The 15,878-nt window shown below is 57.9% G+C and carries 15 protein-coding genes; 1 reads left to right on the top strand and 14 read right to left on the bottom strand.

Translation table 11 applies throughout. The features are described from left to right. The 3 genes from ileS to murJ form a co-directional block, all read right to left on the bottom strand. Complete coding sequence (ileS, locus tag G9Q73_RS07625; protein WP_177419258.1) at positions 1-2,829, bottom strand: isoleucine--tRNA ligase; 2,829 nt, start codon at positions 2,827-2,829, stop codon at positions 1-3. A 150-nt stretch (positions 2,830-2,979) separates the two neighbouring features. Further along, positions 2,980-3,909, bottom strand: coding sequence for a bifunctional riboflavin kinase/FAD synthetase (gene ribF / locus G9Q73_RS07620; RefSeq protein ID WP_177419257.1), 930 nt, complete (start codon positions 3,907-3,909; stop codon positions 2,980-2,982). A 146-nt stretch (positions 3,910-4,055) separates the two neighbouring features. Beyond that, positions 4,056-5,591 (bottom strand): murein biosynthesis integral membrane protein MurJ, encoded by a 1,536-nt coding sequence (gene murJ, locus G9Q73_RS07615; RefSeq protein WP_177421326.1) that lies wholly within the window; start codon positions 5,589-5,591, stop codon positions 4,056-4,058. Between the two features lie 178 nt (positions 5,592-5,769). Between murJ and rpsT the strand changes: the two genes are divergently transcribed. Next, entirely contained in the window at positions 5,770-6,030 is a 261-nt protein-coding gene (gene rpsT / locus G9Q73_RS07610) for a 30S ribosomal protein S20 (protein ID WP_177419256.1), read from the top strand. 120 nt (positions 6,031-6,150) lie between these two features. On the opposite strand, the gene proB is transcribed toward rpsT, so the two are convergent. The 11 genes from proB to G9Q73_RS19210 form a co-directional block, all read right to left on the bottom strand. Continuing rightward, complete coding sequence (gene proB, locus G9Q73_RS07605; RefSeq protein WP_177419255.1) at positions 6,151-7,275, bottom strand: glutamate 5-kinase; 1,125 nt, start codon at positions 7,273-7,275, stop codon at positions 6,151-6,153. A 6-nt stretch (positions 7,276-7,281) separates the two neighbouring features. After that, positions 7,282-8,352: an Obg family GTPase CgtA gene (gene cgtA / locus G9Q73_RS07600; RefSeq protein ID WP_177419254.1), complete on the bottom strand. Its 1,071-nt coding sequence runs from the start codon at positions 8,350-8,352 to the stop codon at positions 7,282-7,284. A gap of 193 nt (positions 8,353-8,545) precedes the next feature. Further along, positions 8,546-8,803 carry a 50S ribosomal protein L27 gene (rpmA, locus tag G9Q73_RS07595; protein ID WP_177419253.1) on the bottom strand — a complete coding sequence of 86 codons (258 nt, stop codon included), beginning with the start codon at positions 8,801-8,803 and terminating at the stop codon, positions 8,546-8,548. Positions 8,804-8,815: 12 nt separating this feature from the next. Beyond that, positions 8,816-9,130, bottom strand: a complete 315-nt coding sequence (gene rplU / locus G9Q73_RS07590) for a 50S ribosomal protein L21 (protein ID WP_177419252.1) — start codon at positions 9,128-9,130, stop codon at positions 8,816-8,818. Between the two features lie 90 nt (positions 9,131-9,220). Next, positions 9,221-9,844 (bottom strand): dephospho-CoA kinase, encoded by a 624-nt coding sequence (gene coaE / locus G9Q73_RS07585; protein WP_177419251.1) that lies wholly within the window; start codon positions 9,842-9,844, stop codon positions 9,221-9,223. Then, a complete protein-coding gene (locus G9Q73_RS07580; RefSeq protein WP_177419250.1) occupies positions 9,826-10,701 on the bottom strand; it encodes a prepilin peptidase in 876 nt (291 codons plus the stop codon). Before G9Q73_RS07580 ends, coaE begins: the two co-directional genes overlap by 19 nt. Before the next feature lie 81 nt (positions 10,702-10,782). Continuing rightward, the gene (locus G9Q73_RS07575) at positions 10,783-12,021 is read right to left on the bottom strand and encodes a type II secretion system F family protein (protein WP_177419249.1); all 1,239 of its coding nucleotides are present in this window, start codon (positions 12,019-12,021) and stop codon (positions 10,783-10,785) included. 3 nt (positions 12,022-12,024) lie between these two features. Then, on the bottom strand, positions 12,025-13,737 hold the full coding sequence (gene pilB / locus G9Q73_RS07570; protein WP_177419248.1) for a type IV-A pilus assembly ATPase PilB: 1,713 nt from the start codon (positions 13,735-13,737) through the stop codon (positions 12,025-12,027). 204 nt (positions 13,738-13,941) lie between these two features. After that, positions 13,942-14,376: a type IV pilin protein gene (locus tag G9Q73_RS19980; protein ID WP_177419247.1), complete on the bottom strand. Its 435-nt coding sequence runs from the start codon at positions 14,374-14,376 to the stop codon at positions 13,942-13,944. Between the two features lie 143 nt (positions 14,377-14,519). Next, complete coding sequence (locus G9Q73_RS20695; protein WP_177419246.1) at positions 14,520-14,990, bottom strand: prepilin-type N-terminal cleavage/methylation domain-containing protein; 471 nt, start codon at positions 14,988-14,990, stop codon at positions 14,520-14,522. Positions 14,991-15,527: 537 nt separating this feature from the next. Continuing rightward, the coding region (locus G9Q73_RS19210) for a hypothetical protein (protein ID WP_218649936.1) at positions 15,528-15,878 on the bottom strand (351 nt) is incomplete at its 5' end.

Below are 15,878 nucleotides of genomic sequence, written 5' to 3'. Positions count from 1 at the left end.
TCAGGCAAAGCGCCGGATCTCGCCTTTTCCGGCGACATTGGTGGCACAGCGGCTGCAGAGATCAGGATATTTCTTGTCCACCCCCACCTCTTCCCGATGGTGCCAGCAACGCACGCACTTGGGCAGGTTAGAGGGTGCGGGTGTGATCCAGAGTCCATCGACTTCGGTCTCTATTGCATCATTGGGTTTGGCTGCCAGAGGAAGGACGCGGGCTTCTGAGGTGATCAGCACAAAACGCAGCTCTTCACCCAGATCGTCGAGGGTTGCCCGCAATTCACCGTCGCAGTAGATCTCCACCTCTGCATCCAGGGCGGAACCGATCTTGCCGTCGGTGCGCAGGGACTCCAGCTGCTTTGATACCGCAGTGCGTACCGGGATTACCTGCTCCCAGAAGGCGCGGCCAAAACGGTCATCGTCATCCAGAGAGAAGAGTCCCGAATACCAGCTTTCGAGAAAGACGCTCTCGCCACGTTCTCCCGGTATATGTAACCAGACCTCATCGGCGGTGTAGCTGAGAATCGGGGCCAGCCAGCGGGTCATCGCCTCAACGATGTGGTACATCGCAGTCTGGCAGGAGCGACGCGGCAGGCTGTCCGCTTGGGTGGTGTACTGCCGGTCCTTGATCACGTCGAGATAGAAACCGCCCATATCGGTGACGCAGAAGTTGAGCACCTTCTGGTAGATCAGGTGGAACTGATAGTGCTTGTAGGCTTCGATGATCTCCTGCTGCAGCCGCAGGGCGCGGTCCACCGCCCAACGGTCGAGTTCGATCATCTCGCCCGGTGCTACCATGTTCTGCGCCGGCTCGAACCCGTTGAGGTTGCTGAGCAGGAAACGTGTGGTGTTGCGTATGCGGCGGTAGGCGTCGGCGGTGCGCTTCAGGATCTCGTCCGAGACGGTCATCTCGTTGCGGTAGTCGGTGGCCGACACCCAGAGCCGGATGATGTCGGCGCCGAGGTTCTTGATCACCTTTTGTGGCGCCATCACGTTGCCCTTCGACTTGGCCATCTTCTCGCCCTTATCGTCGACAGTGAAGCCGTGGGTCAGCACCTGTTTGAAGGGGGCGCAGTCGTTCATCGCCACCGAGGTGAGCAGGGAAGACTGGAACCAGCCGCGGTGCTGGTCGGAGCCTTCGAGATAGAGATCCGCCGGGAAGCGCAGCTGCTCACGGGCCTGCAGTACGCACTGATGGGTCACTCCGGAATCAAACCAGACATCCAGTGAGTCGGTGATCTTGGTGTAGTCAGCGGCTTCGTCTCCCAGCAGCTCTTGGGTGTCGAGATCGAACCAGGCCTCAAAGCCCTTCTCCTCGACCCGATTTGCCACGGCTTTCACCAGTTCGGCGGAGTTGGGGTGCAGTTCGTTGGTCTCTTTATGGACGAAGAGGGTGATCGGCACACCCCAGGTGCGCTGGCGTGAGATGCACCAGTCCGGGCGGTTCTCCACCATGCCCTGGATGCGTGCCTTGCCCCAGTCGGGCAGCCATTCGACGCTGTCGATCTCACGCATTGCGGCTTGGCGCAGCCCGGCCTGGTTCATGCTGATGAACCACTGCGGGGTAGCGCGGAAGATGATCGGGGTTTTGTGGCGCCAGCAGTGTGGATAACTGTGGTTGAGGCGTTTCTCGCGCACCAGTGCGCCGCGTGCCTTGAGCACTTCGATCACTTTTTCGTTGGCGGAGAAGACGTGCTGGCCCGCGAACAGTTCGGTGCCCTCCACGAAACAGCCGTTGTTGCCCACTGGATTGTCCACCGGCAGGCCATAGCGGGCGCCGACCACATAGTCGTCGAGACCGTGACCGGGGGCGGTGTGTACAGCACCGGTACCCGCCTCAAGGGTGACATGCTCGCCCAGAATCACCTGCACCTGACGGTCATAGAAGGGGTGTTGCAGCTTGAGTCCCTCGAAGGCATCGCCTTTGGCGTAGGCGATGACGTGATACTTCTCAATGCTGTAGCGATCCATCACATCCTTCAGCATGGCGTCGGCAATCACCATGCGCTCTTTGCCGAGTGGACCGTCGCACTGCACCACTGCGTACTCCAGGCTCGGGTTGAGCGCCACTGCCTGGTTGGCGGGCAGGGTCCAGGGTGTAGTGGTCCAGATCACAAAATGCACCGGACCTTCGCCCTGCCCATCGGGCACATGGTGGCAGCGGTCGAACAGCGCCGGTTCCTCAAGCACACGAAAGCGCACGTCGATGGCAAAAGAGTCCTTGTCCTGGTACTCCACCTCTGCTTCAGCCAGCGCCGAGCCGCAGTCGGTACACCAGTGAACCGGCTTGGAGCCTTTGTGCACGTGGCCCTTCTCGACGATGCGGCCAAGAGAGCGGATGATATCCGCCTCGAATCCATGGTCCATGGTGAGATAGGGGTTCTCCCACTCACCGAGTACGCCCAGGCGTTTGAAATCGTTACGCTGACTCTCCACCTGCTGGGCGGCATATTGGCGACATGCCTTGCGGAACTGGCTGTTGGTCACTTTGGCGCCGGGTTTGCCGATCTTTTTCTCCACCTGGAGTTCAATAGGCAGACCGTGGCAGTCCCATCCCGGCACATAAGGTGCGTCGAAACCGTCCAGCGTGCGGCTCTTGATTATGATGTCTTTGAGGATCTTGTTGACCGCATGACCGATATGGATGTTACCGTTGGCGTATGGAGGGCCGTCGTGCAGGATAAACTTGGGTCGTCCGGCGCATGCCTCGCGGATCCTGGCATAGAGATTGTTTTCCTCCCATTTTTTCAGCATCTCCGGCTCGCGCTGGGCCAGATTGCCACGCATTGGGAAGGCGGTTTTGGGGAGGTTGAGGGTCTGCTTGTAGTCGCTCACGGACGGCTGCCTGTGGTGGATTTCAACAAAAGTGGGCTATTGAACCGCAAACCGGCTCAATGCGCAAAGTATCTTGCTGTTATCAGAGGGTCTCGAATCAGAATGTAGGCTGGATCCGCTACGCTTGATCAGGCCTACAAGTTATTCGCGCTAAACCCCAAGCTCAATTCGCGCCGCCGCTGCATCGTCCAGAATCTGTCTGCGCAGATCCTCGAATGAGTCAAATCTCTTTTCGTCGCGTAGTTTGTGTACAAACTCCACCTGAACATGCTCACCGTAGACTGAGCGATCGAAGTCGAACAGGTGGGTTTCCAGCAGATAACGGGTGTCTCCCTCCACCGTGGGACGCGTACCTATGTTGGCCACGCCGGGCAGTGGCTGTTTACCCAGGCCCCGGACCTTGACGGCGTAGACGCCGCGTAGCGGGCTGACACGGCGATGCAGGTTCACATTCATGGTGGGAAAGCCGATGGTGCGTCCACGTTCGTCTCCGTGCGCCACGCGGCCACAGATGCGATAGGGACGCCCCAGGCACAACTCTGCCGCCTGCAGGTTGCCCTCGGTGAGCAGTTGCCGGATGCGGGTGCTGCTGACGCGATCGGCATCCAGCTTGAAGGTGTTCATGTTTTCCACCTCGAATCCATGCTGATTTCCCATGGACTGCAGTAGATGGAAGTCGCCTTCCCGTCCCATGCCGAAACGGAAATCGTCGCCCACCGACAGGAAGCGGGCATCGAGACCGCTGACCAGCAACTCTTCAACAAAGGCAACGGCTGGCATCGACGCCATCTTCCTGCCGAATTCCAGGATCACGATCCGCTCGATGCCGATATCCTTCATCGCCTGCAGCTTTTCCCGCATGCGGGTGAGCCGGGCAGGTGCGCCGTCAGGTTGAAAAAACTCGCGGGGCTGGGGCTCAAAAGTCACTACTGTGGCGGGCAGGCCGAATTCGCGCCCTTTTTCGAGCAGATGCTGAAAAACTGACTGATGGCCCAGGTGTACGCCATCGAAATTGCCGATGGTGGCCACACAGCCCCGGTGTTCTGCTCTCAAATTGTGTAAGCCGCGAATGACTTGCATAAAAAAAGCCGCCTTGTTTGAAGCGGTTCATTATAAGGGATGAAGAAAAAAAGGTTAAAGGCAAAAGGCAAAAGGTCAAAGGCTAAAGATGGCCGTATTTAGAAAAAGAGATTGCATCCGGTAGCACCGAACAGACTGTCACCTTCTTACGCGGAACGAAAATGGCGCAGTCTGACTCCGGAAGCGATGAGGACGAAAAAGTAGACGCTGGCGCCAAGTATGATCCAAAACGTAAGGTGGAGGATGCGTTCCCAGGTGCCAAGTAGCAGCCAGGTGTCAGTGTCACCGCTGCCCCAGATGAGCAGAGCCCCCATTATTGCTGCTGCTGCCCCTGTGCGCAGCCAGATAAGTTTCCACTCAGGACTTGGTTGATAGATCTGCTCTTTTCTCAGCCAGTGGTAGAGCAGGTAGGCATTGAGGATCGACGACAGAGTCGTAGCCAGGGCAAGGCCTGCATGGGCCAGAGGAAACACTAAAATAATATTGAAAACCATGTTGGCGAACATGGCGATGATGCCAACTCGTACCGGTGTACGGGTATCCTGTCTGGCGTAGAAGCCGGGCGCCAGGATCTTGATCAGAATGATGGCCATCAGGCCGGGGGCATAGGCCATCAGGCTCCGGGACGACATGACGACATCGTTGGTGGTGAAGGCTTCGGAGTGGAACAGGGTGATCAACATCGGGCTTGCCAGCAGCAGCAGCCCTACAGCTGCGGGAATGCCCAGCAACACCGTGACGCGCAGGGCCCAGTCCAGAGTGCTGGAAAATTCCTCGGGTGATTTTTCGGAGTGTTTGCGCGACAGGTTGGGCAGGATCACGGTGCCGAGAGCAACCCCGAGAAGACCCACCGGAAACTCCATCAGGCGGTCCGAGTAGTAGAGCCAGGAGATGCTGCCGCTAACCAGGAAAGAGGCGATGAGCGTATCCAGCAGCAGGTTCAACTGGCTTACAGAGACGCCAAACAGGGCGGGAATCATCAGCCGCAGGACGCGGATTACGCCCTTGTCCCGGAAGGCCACCTTGGGTTTCGGAATCAGGTTTAACTGGTAGAGAAAAGGAAACTGGAATATGAACTGCACGCCACCGGCGATAAGGACGCCCCAAGCCAGCGCCATCACCGGCTCTTCCATGCGTGGCGAAAGCAAGAGTGCGCAGCCGATCAGCGATATATTGAGCAGCACGGGGGTGAAGGCCGGTACGCCAAAGCGATTGTGCGCGTTCAGGATGCCACCGGCGAAAGCAGTGAGAGAGATGAAGAAGAGATAGGGGAAGGTGAGGTGCAGCATCTCCACTGCCAGCTCATACTTGCCCTCATCCTCACCGATGAAGCCTGGCGCGAAGATCATCACCAATAGTGGTGCCGCGATCACGCCGATGGTGGTCGTCAACAGCAGCACCGTGCCCAAGGTGCCAGCCATCTTGTCGACAAACTCCTTCAGTTCCGCAAAGGAGCGTTGGCTGCGGTACTCCGTCAATACCGGAACAAAGGCCAGTGAAAATGCCCCCTCGGCGAACAGGCGACGCATGAAGTTCGGAATCTTAAAAGCGACGAAGAAGGCATCCGTGGCGGCGTCGGCCCCGAACAGGCGCGCTAATACCAGATCTCGCACGAACCCGAAGATGCGGGAGAGCATGGTATTTGAGCCGACAGTGGCAAAGGGTTTGAGGAAAGAAGCCAGTGAACTGTCCTTGATTCGTTGTTGTACTTATTATAGCCACAGAGTATAAGCCCATTTCATAATAAGGTAGTGAAAAAATCGGCAGTTTTTAAGAAGTCGTAGAGAAGGGTTGACATTTGCTGGGTTATTGCGCAACATACGCGCCCTTCCGATTTTATGAATGTTCAGGAGTCAAAAGTTGGCCAATTCAGCCCAAGCCCGCAAGCGCGCACGTCAATCCGACAAGCGCCATCTGCACAACCAGTCCCGTCGCAGCACCATGCGCACCCACGTCAAAAGGGTTGTGAGTCTGATCGAAGCAGGCAATAAGGAGGGTGCTGCAGAGGCCTTCAAGAGTGCTGTGCCCGTGATTGATCGCAGTTCCAATGAGGGCCTGATCCACAAGAACAAGGCTGCGCGTCATAAGAGCCGTCTGAATGCTCAGATCAAGGCGCTGTAAGTTGTAATCGACCGCGCCTGTAGGAAAACCGGCGAAAGCCGGTTTTATTATGCCTGATAGTTTTGATCTTGCTTCGCCGTGTATCCGGTTTTCGGCTTATGCGGGTGGGATTTCATACAATCAAAGCAATACAAGATTATCCCGGTGGATTAACTCCGCTTCATCCACATAACCCAGTATCTCCTCTATCCGGCTGCTCGGCTGCCCCATGATGTGCCGGGCCTCCTGGGCATCATAATTGGCAAGCCCACGGGCCACTTCACAGCCTGAACTATCGAGACAGACTACCGCTTCGCCGCGGGCAAATTCACCGCTGACATCAGTTACGCCCACTGCCAGCAGGCTGCTGCCCTGCTCCTGTAGCACGCGCACCGCACCATCATCCAATGTGAGGTAGCCTCGTGCCTGTAGTTGGCCTGCAAGCCAGCGTTTACGGGCGGCCTGAGGCTCCTGGACGGGTTTCAGCAGGGTGCCTATCTCTTTGCCTTGGGCTATTTCCGCCAAAACCCCCGGCCTGGCGCCGGGAGCGATGATGGTGCCGGTGCCTGAGCGAGCGGCCAGTCGGGCGGCCCGCACCTTTGTGACCATGCCGCCCAAGCCGAGACCGTTCGCGCTGCCACCGGCCACCTCGTCAAGTTGAGGATTGTCCACCCGGGTTTCATTGATCAGGGTAGCTTTGGGATTAAAGCGGGGATCGGCATCGAACAATCCCTCCTGATCGGTGAGCAGGAGCAGCAGATCCGCCTCTATCAGGTTTGCCACCAAGGCTGCCAGGGTGTCATTGTCACCAAAGCGAAGCTCTTCGGTGGCCACGGTGTCATTTTCATTGACGACCGGTACCACGCCCAGTTCCACAAGGGTGCGCAGTGTGCTGCGGGCGTTGAGATAACGGGGCCGGTCAGCGAGGTCGTCGCGGGTGAGCAGGACCTGGGCAGTGTGCAGGCCATGTTTTTGAAAACAGGTTTCGTAGGCGCGTATCAGTCCCATCTGGCCGATGGCTGCCGCCGCCTGCAGTTCGTTGAGGTTGTGCGGGCGGCGTCGCCACCCCATACGGCTCATGCCTTCGGCGACGGCGCCTGAGGAGACGAGTACGATCTCGTGGCCGACCTGCCGGAGTTGTGCCATCTGCTCAACCCAGGGTGACAGGGTCTCCTGCGATAGGCCCTTGCCACCAGAGGTTAGCAGGGCGCTGCCGATCTTGATGACCCAGCGTTTGGTAGTGGGGATCGAGTCGCGTGAAATCATTTCCCGTCACTTCTCCTCCAGTGGGTCCCAAGGCGCCTCTTCGACCTCTTCCGTCTGCGTCTCACGCCAGAGTACTTCGAGTCGCTCCATCAGGGCACTGACCAGTTCCTGGGTGCCTTCACCGGTTACTGCGGAGATAACGAAAACCTGTCCGGTCCATCCCAGTTCGGTCAGAATCTGTTGTTGCCGCTCTTCGAGTTCGCCGCTGGGCAGCAGGTCTTTCTTGTTGAGTACCAGCCAGCGCTCCTGCACCGCCAGCTCACTGGAGTAGTGTGCCAGTTCCGTTTCGATGCGGCGCACCTCGTCAGCGGGATCGGCCGATTCATCCAATGGCGCGATATCCACCAGATGCAGCAGCAGGCGGGTACGGGAGAGGTGTTTGAGAAAGTGCAGGCCAAGGCCTGCACCGTCCGCCGCGCCTTCGATGACGCCAGGGATATCCGCTACCACGAAGCTGTGGTCGCGTCCCAGCCTCACTACGCCCAGATTGGGATAGAGGGTGGTGAAAGGGTAGCGCGCCACTTTTGGGCGGGCGCTGGATATCTTACTGATGAGGCTCGACTTACCGGCGTTGGGCATGCCCAGCAGGCCGATGTCTGCAAGCAGAATCAGCTCCAACAGCAGTTCGCGGCACTCACCGGGGATACCATGGGTGAACTGGCGTGGGGCGCGGTTGGTACTGCTCCTGAAGTGCACATTGCCGATTCCCCGGGCGCCGCCTTGGGCTACCAGCAGTTCCTGCTTGTGCTCCAGCAGTTCGCCGATGGACTCACCGGTCTCATCGTCTTTGACTCTGGTGCCTACGGGTACGCGTACATAGATATCCTTGCCGCTGCGGCCGGTTCTCTCCTTTCCCATGCCGTTCTGCCCCCGCTCTCCCCGGTGAATGCGCTGGGTGCGGAAATCGACCAGGGTATTGAGGCCGCTGTCGGCAATCAGATAGATGCTGCCGCCACTGCCGCCGTCACCGCCATCGGGGCCGCCCCGGGGGATGTATTTCTCCCGGCGGAAGCTGGCACAACCGTTTCCGCCGTCACCGGCGTCAACCTTGATAGTGGCTTCGTCGACAAATTTCATAAGCTATTGTTGGTCTCTGGAGAGATGTTCAGTTTGAGGTCGGAGTCAAACCGCTCAACGCAATATCAACTGCTGACAGCTCAGCCCGGTTTGACACTGACCCCTGCAAGCGTTCTTGCAGATATGTTTAGGGGCCACAAAGCAAAAAGCCCCGTCAAAGACGAGGCCCTTGCTGATCCGGTCAGAGGCAGGCTCAGTCAGTGACCACGCTCACGTACTTACGGTTGCGCGGGCCTTTTACTTCGAAAAGAACCTTGCCGTCAGCCTTGGCGAACAGGGTGTGATCCCTGCCGACGCCTACGTTGACGCCGTTGTGGAAGCGGGTACCGCGCTGGCGCACGATGATGCTGCCGGCGCTGATGGCTTCACCGCCGAAGATCTTGACGCCAAGACGTTTGGATTCTGAATCGCGGCCGTTACGTGTACTGCCGCCTGCTTTTTTATGTGCCATTTTGTTCTCTCCTCAGCTCGCGCTGATACCGGTCACCTGCAGTTCGGTGTACCACTGACGATGTCCCTGACGCTTCATGTGATGTTTGCGACGACGGAACTTGATGATCTTCACTTTTTTACCACGACCGTGGGATTTCACAGTGGCCGTTACCTTGCCGCCATCGACATAAGGTGTGCCGACCTTGATATCTTCACCGTCAGCAACCATCAAAACCTTATCCAGTTCGACAGAAGCACCCTCTTCCACGTCCAGCTTTTCCACCTTGACGGTGTCGCCTTCTGAGACGCGATACTGCTTGCCGCCGGTTTGAATTACCGCATACATAGCCTATCCCCAAGAAAACCTGTTGATCCTAAATGCGGGAGGGACCCCACACGGAAAGAGGCGGGATTCTACCCATAACAGGAGACAAGGTCAACTGGAGATTAGCCGCCGCTCTGCCATACCGAGGTAACGCCGGTGCAGCTGTTCGACGGCTTTTTCGAGCGCCTGGAGGTCCCCGTCGTTACTGATGACATCATCTGCCGCTGCAAGGCGGGATTGGCGATCGACCTGCGCGGCGATGATTTGCTCTATTTGCGTTTCGTTGAGTCCGTCACGCTGCTGGACCCGCTCTCTCTGACGAACCTCGGGAGTATCCACCACCAGAATGCGGTCGGCAAGGCTGTTCTGCCCCGACTCCAGCAGTAGTGGAATGACCAGTACGGCATAGGATGTGTCGAGTTGCTCCAGGCGAAGCTGCATCTCGCTACGGATGCGGGGATGCAGGATCTGTTGCAGTTGGAGGCGCTTGGTACTGTCCTCGAAGACGATGCCGCGCATCCTGTCACGGTCGAGTCCACCCATCGGGGTGATAACGGCGGCACCGAATCTCTCCCTGATCTCATCCAGTGCCGGTGCGCCGGGCGCCACCTGTTCCCGGGCGATCAGATCCGCGTCAATGACCGGTACGCCCAACTTTTCAAAGTGCCGGGAGACGGTGGACTTGCCACTGCCGATGCCGCCGGTGAGGACGACGACTAAAGCAGGCCTGCCCATTGCAGATAGGTATGGTTGATGGCGTCACCCCACAGCAGGCTGATCCAGCCGGCGCAGGCCAGGTAGGGACCGAAAGGGATTGGGATATTGCGGTCCCGGCCGCGGAACAGGATCATGGTGACGCCGAACAGTGCCCCGACAAAAGCGGAGAGCAGAATGATCTGCGGCAGGTAGTGCCAGCCCAGCCAGGCGCCGAGCAGGGCGAGCAGTTTGAAATCACCGTAACCCATGCCCTCCTTGCCGGTCAGTTGCTTGAAGAGCTGGTAGACGCTCCAGAGGGCGAGATAACCGGCGGCGGCGCCGATGATGGCTGATTGGCTATCGGTAAAGATCCCGTTGAGACTCAGCAGCAGTCCCAGCCAGAGAAAGGGCAGAGTGATGCTGTCGGGCAACAGTTGTGTATCGAAGTCGATAAGGCTCAGAGCGATCAATGCCCAGGTGAGGGTCATTGCCGCCAGCGCCTCCCAGCTGAGACCGAAATGCCAGGCTACCGCCAGGGTCATGATGCCGCTCAGGATCTCCACTGCCGGGTAGCGTGGGCTGATTCTCGTCTTGCATCCTGAGCAGCGGCCCTTGAGCAGAATCCAGCTGAGTACCGGTATGTTCTCCCAGGGCCGGATTTTGTGGCCGCAATTGGGGCAGTGGGAGGCGGGGTGGTTCAGATTGAAGGGGGCGGAGGGCTGATCATTCGCATCTTCTCCATTCAGTTCGCTGCACTCGCGACGCCATTGGGTCTCCATCATGACCGGGATTCGGTGGATCACCACATTTAGAAAACTGCCGACCACCAAGCCGAGCAGACCGCTGAAGAGCAGAAAAGCCCAGGGTGTTTGCTGTAGGAAGATGATTACAGACACAGGGTTGGCCGATGGTTAGGGGGGAGTGGTGTGCCGGGGCCGGAGTCAAATTTGGCTCCGGTCACTCTTTCACAAGAGATGCTAACCCAGTACTGCGGAGCCCATCTTGAAGATCGGCAGGTACATGGCGACCACCAGGCCACCGACCAGGGTGCCGAGGATGACCATGATCAGCGGTTCGAGCAGGCTGCTCAAGGCGTCGACCGCATTATCCACCTGCTCCTCGAAAAAATCCGCCACCTTGGCGAGCATGTCATCCAGGGAGCCCGACTCCTCGCCGATGGCGACCATCTGGACCACCATGTTGGGAAACAGATGGCGCTGTCTCATCGCCAATTGCAGGGATTGGCCGGTTGCCACGTCTTCCCGCATGCGCAGCACGGCGTCACTGTAGACCACGTTGCCGGTGGCGCCGGCAACCGACTCCAGGGCTTCCACCAGGGGTACTCCGGCGGTGGACATGGTGGAGAGGGTGCGGGCAAAACGGGCGATAGCCGCCTTGTTCAGAATCGGGCCGAGAATGGGCAGCTTCAGCAGTATGCGGTCCACGCGATGACGAAAGGCGCGGGAGCGTTTCCAGGCGCCGCCGATCAGATAGCCGGCCAGGACGACCCCACCCACCATGGCCCACCACCAGTCCTGCACCACATGGGCGATGTTGATGACAACCCGGGTGAAGACAGGCAGGTCGGCGCCGAACCCTCTAAAGAGCTGCTCAAACTGGGGAATCACGAAGATCATGATGATCGCGGTGACCACGATGGCGACGAGGACGACCGCAATCGGGTAGAAGACAGCCTTCTTGATCTTGCCCTTGATCGACTCGGTCTTCTCCTTGTAGAGCGCAATCTTGTGCAGCATCGTCTCCAGCACACCGGCATGTTCACCGGCTTGGACCAGGTTGCAGAAGAGGTCGTCGAAGTGGAAGGGGTGTTTCTTCAGTGCATTCGCCAGTGCGGTGCCGCCTTCAACGTCGGCTTTTACTGCCAGGATCAGATCCTGCATGGAGGGGTTTTCGTGTCCCCGTCCGATGATTTCGAAGGCCTGTACCATGGGGACGCCGGCGGTCATCATGGTGGCCAGCTGACGGCTGAATATGGCGATATCCGAGCTGCTTATCCTTTTCTTGCGCGCGCTGAACAGAGGCGCGGATTTCTTGCGGATCTTGAGCGGGACAACACCCTGCCGCCGCAGCTCCGCCCTCACCAGCGCTACGTTGGTGGCGCGGGTTTCGCCGGTGATGCGGGCGCCTCGTTTGTCGCTGCCCTCCCAGGTGTAGAGGTGGCTCTTGTGTTGTCTTTTTTTCGCTGCACGCGCCATGGATTAGTCCTTGGTTACCCGATTGATCTCGTGGAGACTGGTAATGCCGGATCTGACCTTGCGCAATCCGGACCGGCGCAGGTTGGCAACCCCTTCCTTGTCGGCCAGATCGGCCAGTTGCAGGGAGGTACCCCCCTCCATGATCAGTTTGCCCATGTCTTCGGAAATCGGCATAACCTGGAATATACCAACGCGTCCTTTATAGCCGTTGGTACACAGATCACATCCTACGGGTTTGTAGATTGTAAATCCCTCGTCGATCTCCTGTTGGGTGAAACCCTCTTCCAGCAAAGCCCCTGTGGGAAGCTCGTCCTGCGTCTTGCAGTGGTCGCAGAGCCGGCGCGCCAGCCGTTGCGCCAGGATGAGCAGAACCGAGGAGGCGATATTGAAGGGGGGGATGCCCATGTTGGCCAGGCGGGTAAGGGTCTGGGGGGCATCATTGGTGTGCAGGGTGGAGAGTACCAGATGGCCGGTCTGGGCGGCCTTGATCGCGATCTCGGCGGTCTCCAGGTCGCGTATCTCGCCCACCATTATGATGTCCGGGTCCTGGCGCAGAAAGGCGCGCAGCGCGGTCGCAAAGGTGAGGCCGGTCTTGGCGTTCTGGTTGACCTGATTGATGCCTGCCACCTGGATCTCCACCGGATCCTCTACGGTGGAGATATTGACTTCCGGCTTGTTGAGCAGGTTCAGGGCGGTATAGAGGGAGACGGTCTTGCCGCTGCCGGTGGGGCCGGTTACCAGGATCATGCCGTAGGGTTTGCCGATGGCGTTGAGAAAGACTTCGCGTTGCTCCGGCTCGAAACCCAATGCCTCGATGCCGAGTTGGGCGCTGGCGGGGTCGAGGATACGCAGTACCACCTTCTCTCCGTAGAGTGTGGGACAGGTATTGACGCGAAAGTCGATGGAACGGTTCTTCGACAGCTTCATCTTGATGCGCCCATCCTGGGGGATGCGACGCTCCGAGATATCCAGGCGTGACATGACCTTGACCCGGCTGGTCAGACGGTTCGCCAGGTTGGAGGGTGGCGATGCGACCTCACGCAACAGGCCGTCCTGGCGATAGCGTATGCGGTATTTTTGGTCGTAGGGCTCGAAATGGACGTCCGATGCCCCGACGTTGATGGCGTCCAGCAGGATCTTGTTGACATAGCGCACCACCGGGGCTTCATCGACATCCAGGTCCCCTTCACCCGGGGGTTCATCTTCGCCGCTGCTGATGTCCAGGTTGTCGAGATCGGTGTCCAGCAGGTCGTCCATGCTGGTGTCCTGGGCCTCCAGCACCTGCTCGATCAGGCGGGTGAGTTTGTCCTCCTCGACCAGGATCGCCTCGGATGAGAGCCGGGTGTTGAAGCGAATCTCATCGAGGCCCCGATGTTTGGTCGGGTCGGAGACCGCCATGAAGAGCCGATTGCCCCGTTTGAACAGCGGCAGCATATGGTGGGCGCGTATCAGCTTTTCATTCACCAGATCCCGCGGCAGGACATCCAAATCCACTGCGTCGAGGTCGAAGATAGGCACACCAAAACTGCGGGAGGCGGAGATGGCGATGTCGAGGCTGTTGAGCAGTTGATTCTCGACCAGATGGGTGACAAACGGGGCACGCTGTTTCAGCGCCTCGGCAAAAGCCGCTTCCGCCCGCTCTTCAGAGATCAGGTCGTCCTGAATGAGACCGCGAGCCATGCCGCTGAGCTTCAATTTGGGTTTGGTGGTAGCCATCCTGTCCTGAGATCGATTCGATGGGGAATCTTTCTGCCTCTGCCTTGCTGTCTCTGGTTATTATGCGCCGGTATGTTGCTGCCGGGTCTAGTGGATCAGGCCGGATGCTACAGGGAAACGAATCACATTTGGATGTGTTGCTTCAAAAACAGTCTGCAAGCAGCTGATCTACTTAAGGCAATATAGCCTGCAATACCCAAGGGATCAATTGCAGACATAGGTGCCGTTGGTCTGATCACGGTTGCAGGTGATGGTGGCGGCGGCATCATTCGTATCGGTTACGGTCAGACTGTAGCCAGTGGCAATTGTACCGGGGGCTGCGGGCGCTGCCACCACATAATCATAGTTGCCGCCGTCTCCATCGGGCCGCCAGCCCAAGTTGCCTGCATCGTCCAGTGTCCTTGTCCCGGCTGCGTCGGCATCCCACTGGCCGGCAACATAGCCGTTGTTATCGAGGAAGAAGTCCTCCAGCGCCAGTCGCAGGGGTTCGGTGTTCATACGTGCGGTGCCGATGCGGGCCTCTGCCACGTAACCCTGATAGGCGGGGAAGGCGATCGCGGAGATGATAGCGATGATGGCCACGGTGATCATCAGTTCCACCAGGGTAAAACCATGGCTGTTGGAGAATCCGTGTTTCATGTTTTCTGCCCCATGTTTACATCGAATGAGTTACACCCATTCATGGTTAAAGGCTGCTGGAAAAAAATGCAAAAAGGAGGAAGCGGTCGTGATGCCGCTTCCTCCCATATTGTGCCTGCTACCTGCTGTGTTGGTTAACCGAGTTAACTTCCATAGTTAACTACGCCGTTGATGTCGATAGTGGCCGTTTGTGCTACCAATGCGGTGTTCGCGTCATCTGCCGGATCAAAGGCTGGGCGAGCAATTACAACTGGGCTGCCGTCGGTTCCGTTGCCCGTGACACCTACTTGTCCCGCAAGGGTGCCGGTGGCAGATCCTTCTAAGAATGCGTCGTTGCCGTCTGGTGCGGTGCCTCCATCAGTGTTAAGGGCAGCGGTCCATAGAGCGGGGGTAATTGTCGGGAAGGTACCTCCACGGGCGACTATAGCCTGACGTCGGGACATCTCTGCGCGGACAAAGTTGACGCCCTCCTGATACGCGGTGTCAACACGGGTGAGGTTGGCCTCACTGATGTAACCGTTATAGGCTGGAATCGCAATGGCGGCCAGGATGGCGATGATCGCGACCACGATCATCAGCTCGATTAAGGTAAAACCTGATTGAAGTTTCTTCATTAGTCTCGTGCCTCATGTGCTTGGTTGGTGTCCGTTGTATCGGTCACTGCGTTTGAAACTTGAATTCGACAATATCGAATTGGTTGCCCTGATATCGCAGGCTTCGTGCCATACAGTGCGGAACTGCAGCGCATTTTAGTGGGGAGCGAGCTAACTAATTGAAAAACAACTGTTATTCAGACGATTTATTATCTGATATTGGCGTTGGAAAGAATTAAATGGCTAGCAATATCTGTGCCGTCCTGTGCCCTGGGTGTCAGAATGTGACATTTTTTGTCACATTGGGGGATAGGAGGAGATTGTGTTGCAGTTAATCTCAGGCGGTAAACGATTTTTTGGGCGAAAGGCTATAAGGAGGCCATTCCACCGGATAAGCCGAACGCTGTCGCTGCTGCCCTTTGTGACTGAAGAAGCGTAGCGGAACCGGCAACCTGGAATGTGCTGCCAAAGCTTGGGTGCCCGATCCGCTACGCTTGATCGGGCCTACAGGTTTGACACAAGATTCAGGCAAATCTTCGATTTGCCAGCCTTTAGCCTTTAGCCTTTCACCTTTCTCCTTTCACCTTCAATCAATCCCCAGCTTCTCCAATAGTGGCGCAGGAACGCAGGCTCGCCGCCGATCTCTTTTGCGGCGGCGGTTGGAATCAGTGTGTCTCTTCCAGCGCGCTGCGTCATACGTTCGATATCCTGAGCATCGCCCAGGTTGATCGGATTTGGTATTGCTGTGATCCAGCGGTGTTTCCGGCAGCAGCAGGTCATTCGCCGCCAGTGTTTTGTTCTCGCACAGGGTGGTGGCCCACGCTCAGGAATATTCTCAGCTCCACATTGCGGGGAATGTCGGTAAATTCTTGGTGTCGAGGGCGCTGTCGAGTAGTTTGGGCTTTGGCA

The sequence above is a fragment of the endosymbiont of Lamellibrachia barhami genome (genome assembly GCF_011947365.2).
Lineage (GTDB): Bacteria > Pseudomonadota > Gammaproteobacteria > Chromatiales > Chromatiaceae > QGON01.
This window is presented reverse-complemented; position numbering and strand designations above follow the sequence as displayed.

Coding starts and splice junctions, on each gene's coding strand:
- ribF (WP_177419257.1), bottom strand. CDS start 3,909: ATGCAAGTCATTCGCGGCTTACACAATTTGAGAGCAGAACACCGGGGC.
- proB (WP_177419255.1), bottom strand. CDS start 7,275: ATGATTTCACGCGACTCGATCCCCACTACCAAACGCTGGGTCATCAAG.
- cgtA (WP_177419254.1), bottom strand. CDS start 8,352: ATGAAATTTGTCGACGAAGCCACTATCAAGGTTGACGCCGGTGACGGC.
- rpmA (WP_177419253.1), bottom strand. CDS start 8,803: ATGGCACATAAAAAAGCAGGCGGCAGTACACGTAACGGCCGCGATTCA.
- rplU (WP_177419252.1), bottom strand. CDS start 9,130: ATGTATGCGGTAATTCAAACCGGCGGCAAGCAGTATCGCGTCTCAGAA.
- coaE (WP_177419251.1), bottom strand. CDS start 9,844: ATGGGCAGGCCTGCTTTAGTCGTCGTCCTCACCGGCGGCATCGGCAGT.
- G9Q73_RS07575 (WP_177419249.1), bottom strand. CDS start 12,021: ATGGCGCGTGCAGCGAAAAAAAGACAACACAAGAGCCACCTCTACACC.
- pilB (WP_177419248.1), bottom strand. CDS start 13,737: ATGGCTACCACCAAACCCAAATTGAAGCTCAGCGGCATGGCTCGCGGT.
- G9Q73_RS19980 (WP_177419247.1), bottom strand. CDS start 14,376: ATGAAACACGGATTCTCCAACAGCCATGGTTTTACCCTGGTGGAACTG.
- G9Q73_RS20695 (WP_177419246.1), bottom strand. CDS start 14,990: ATGAAGAAACTTCAATCAGGTTTTACCTTAATCGAGCTGATGATCGTG.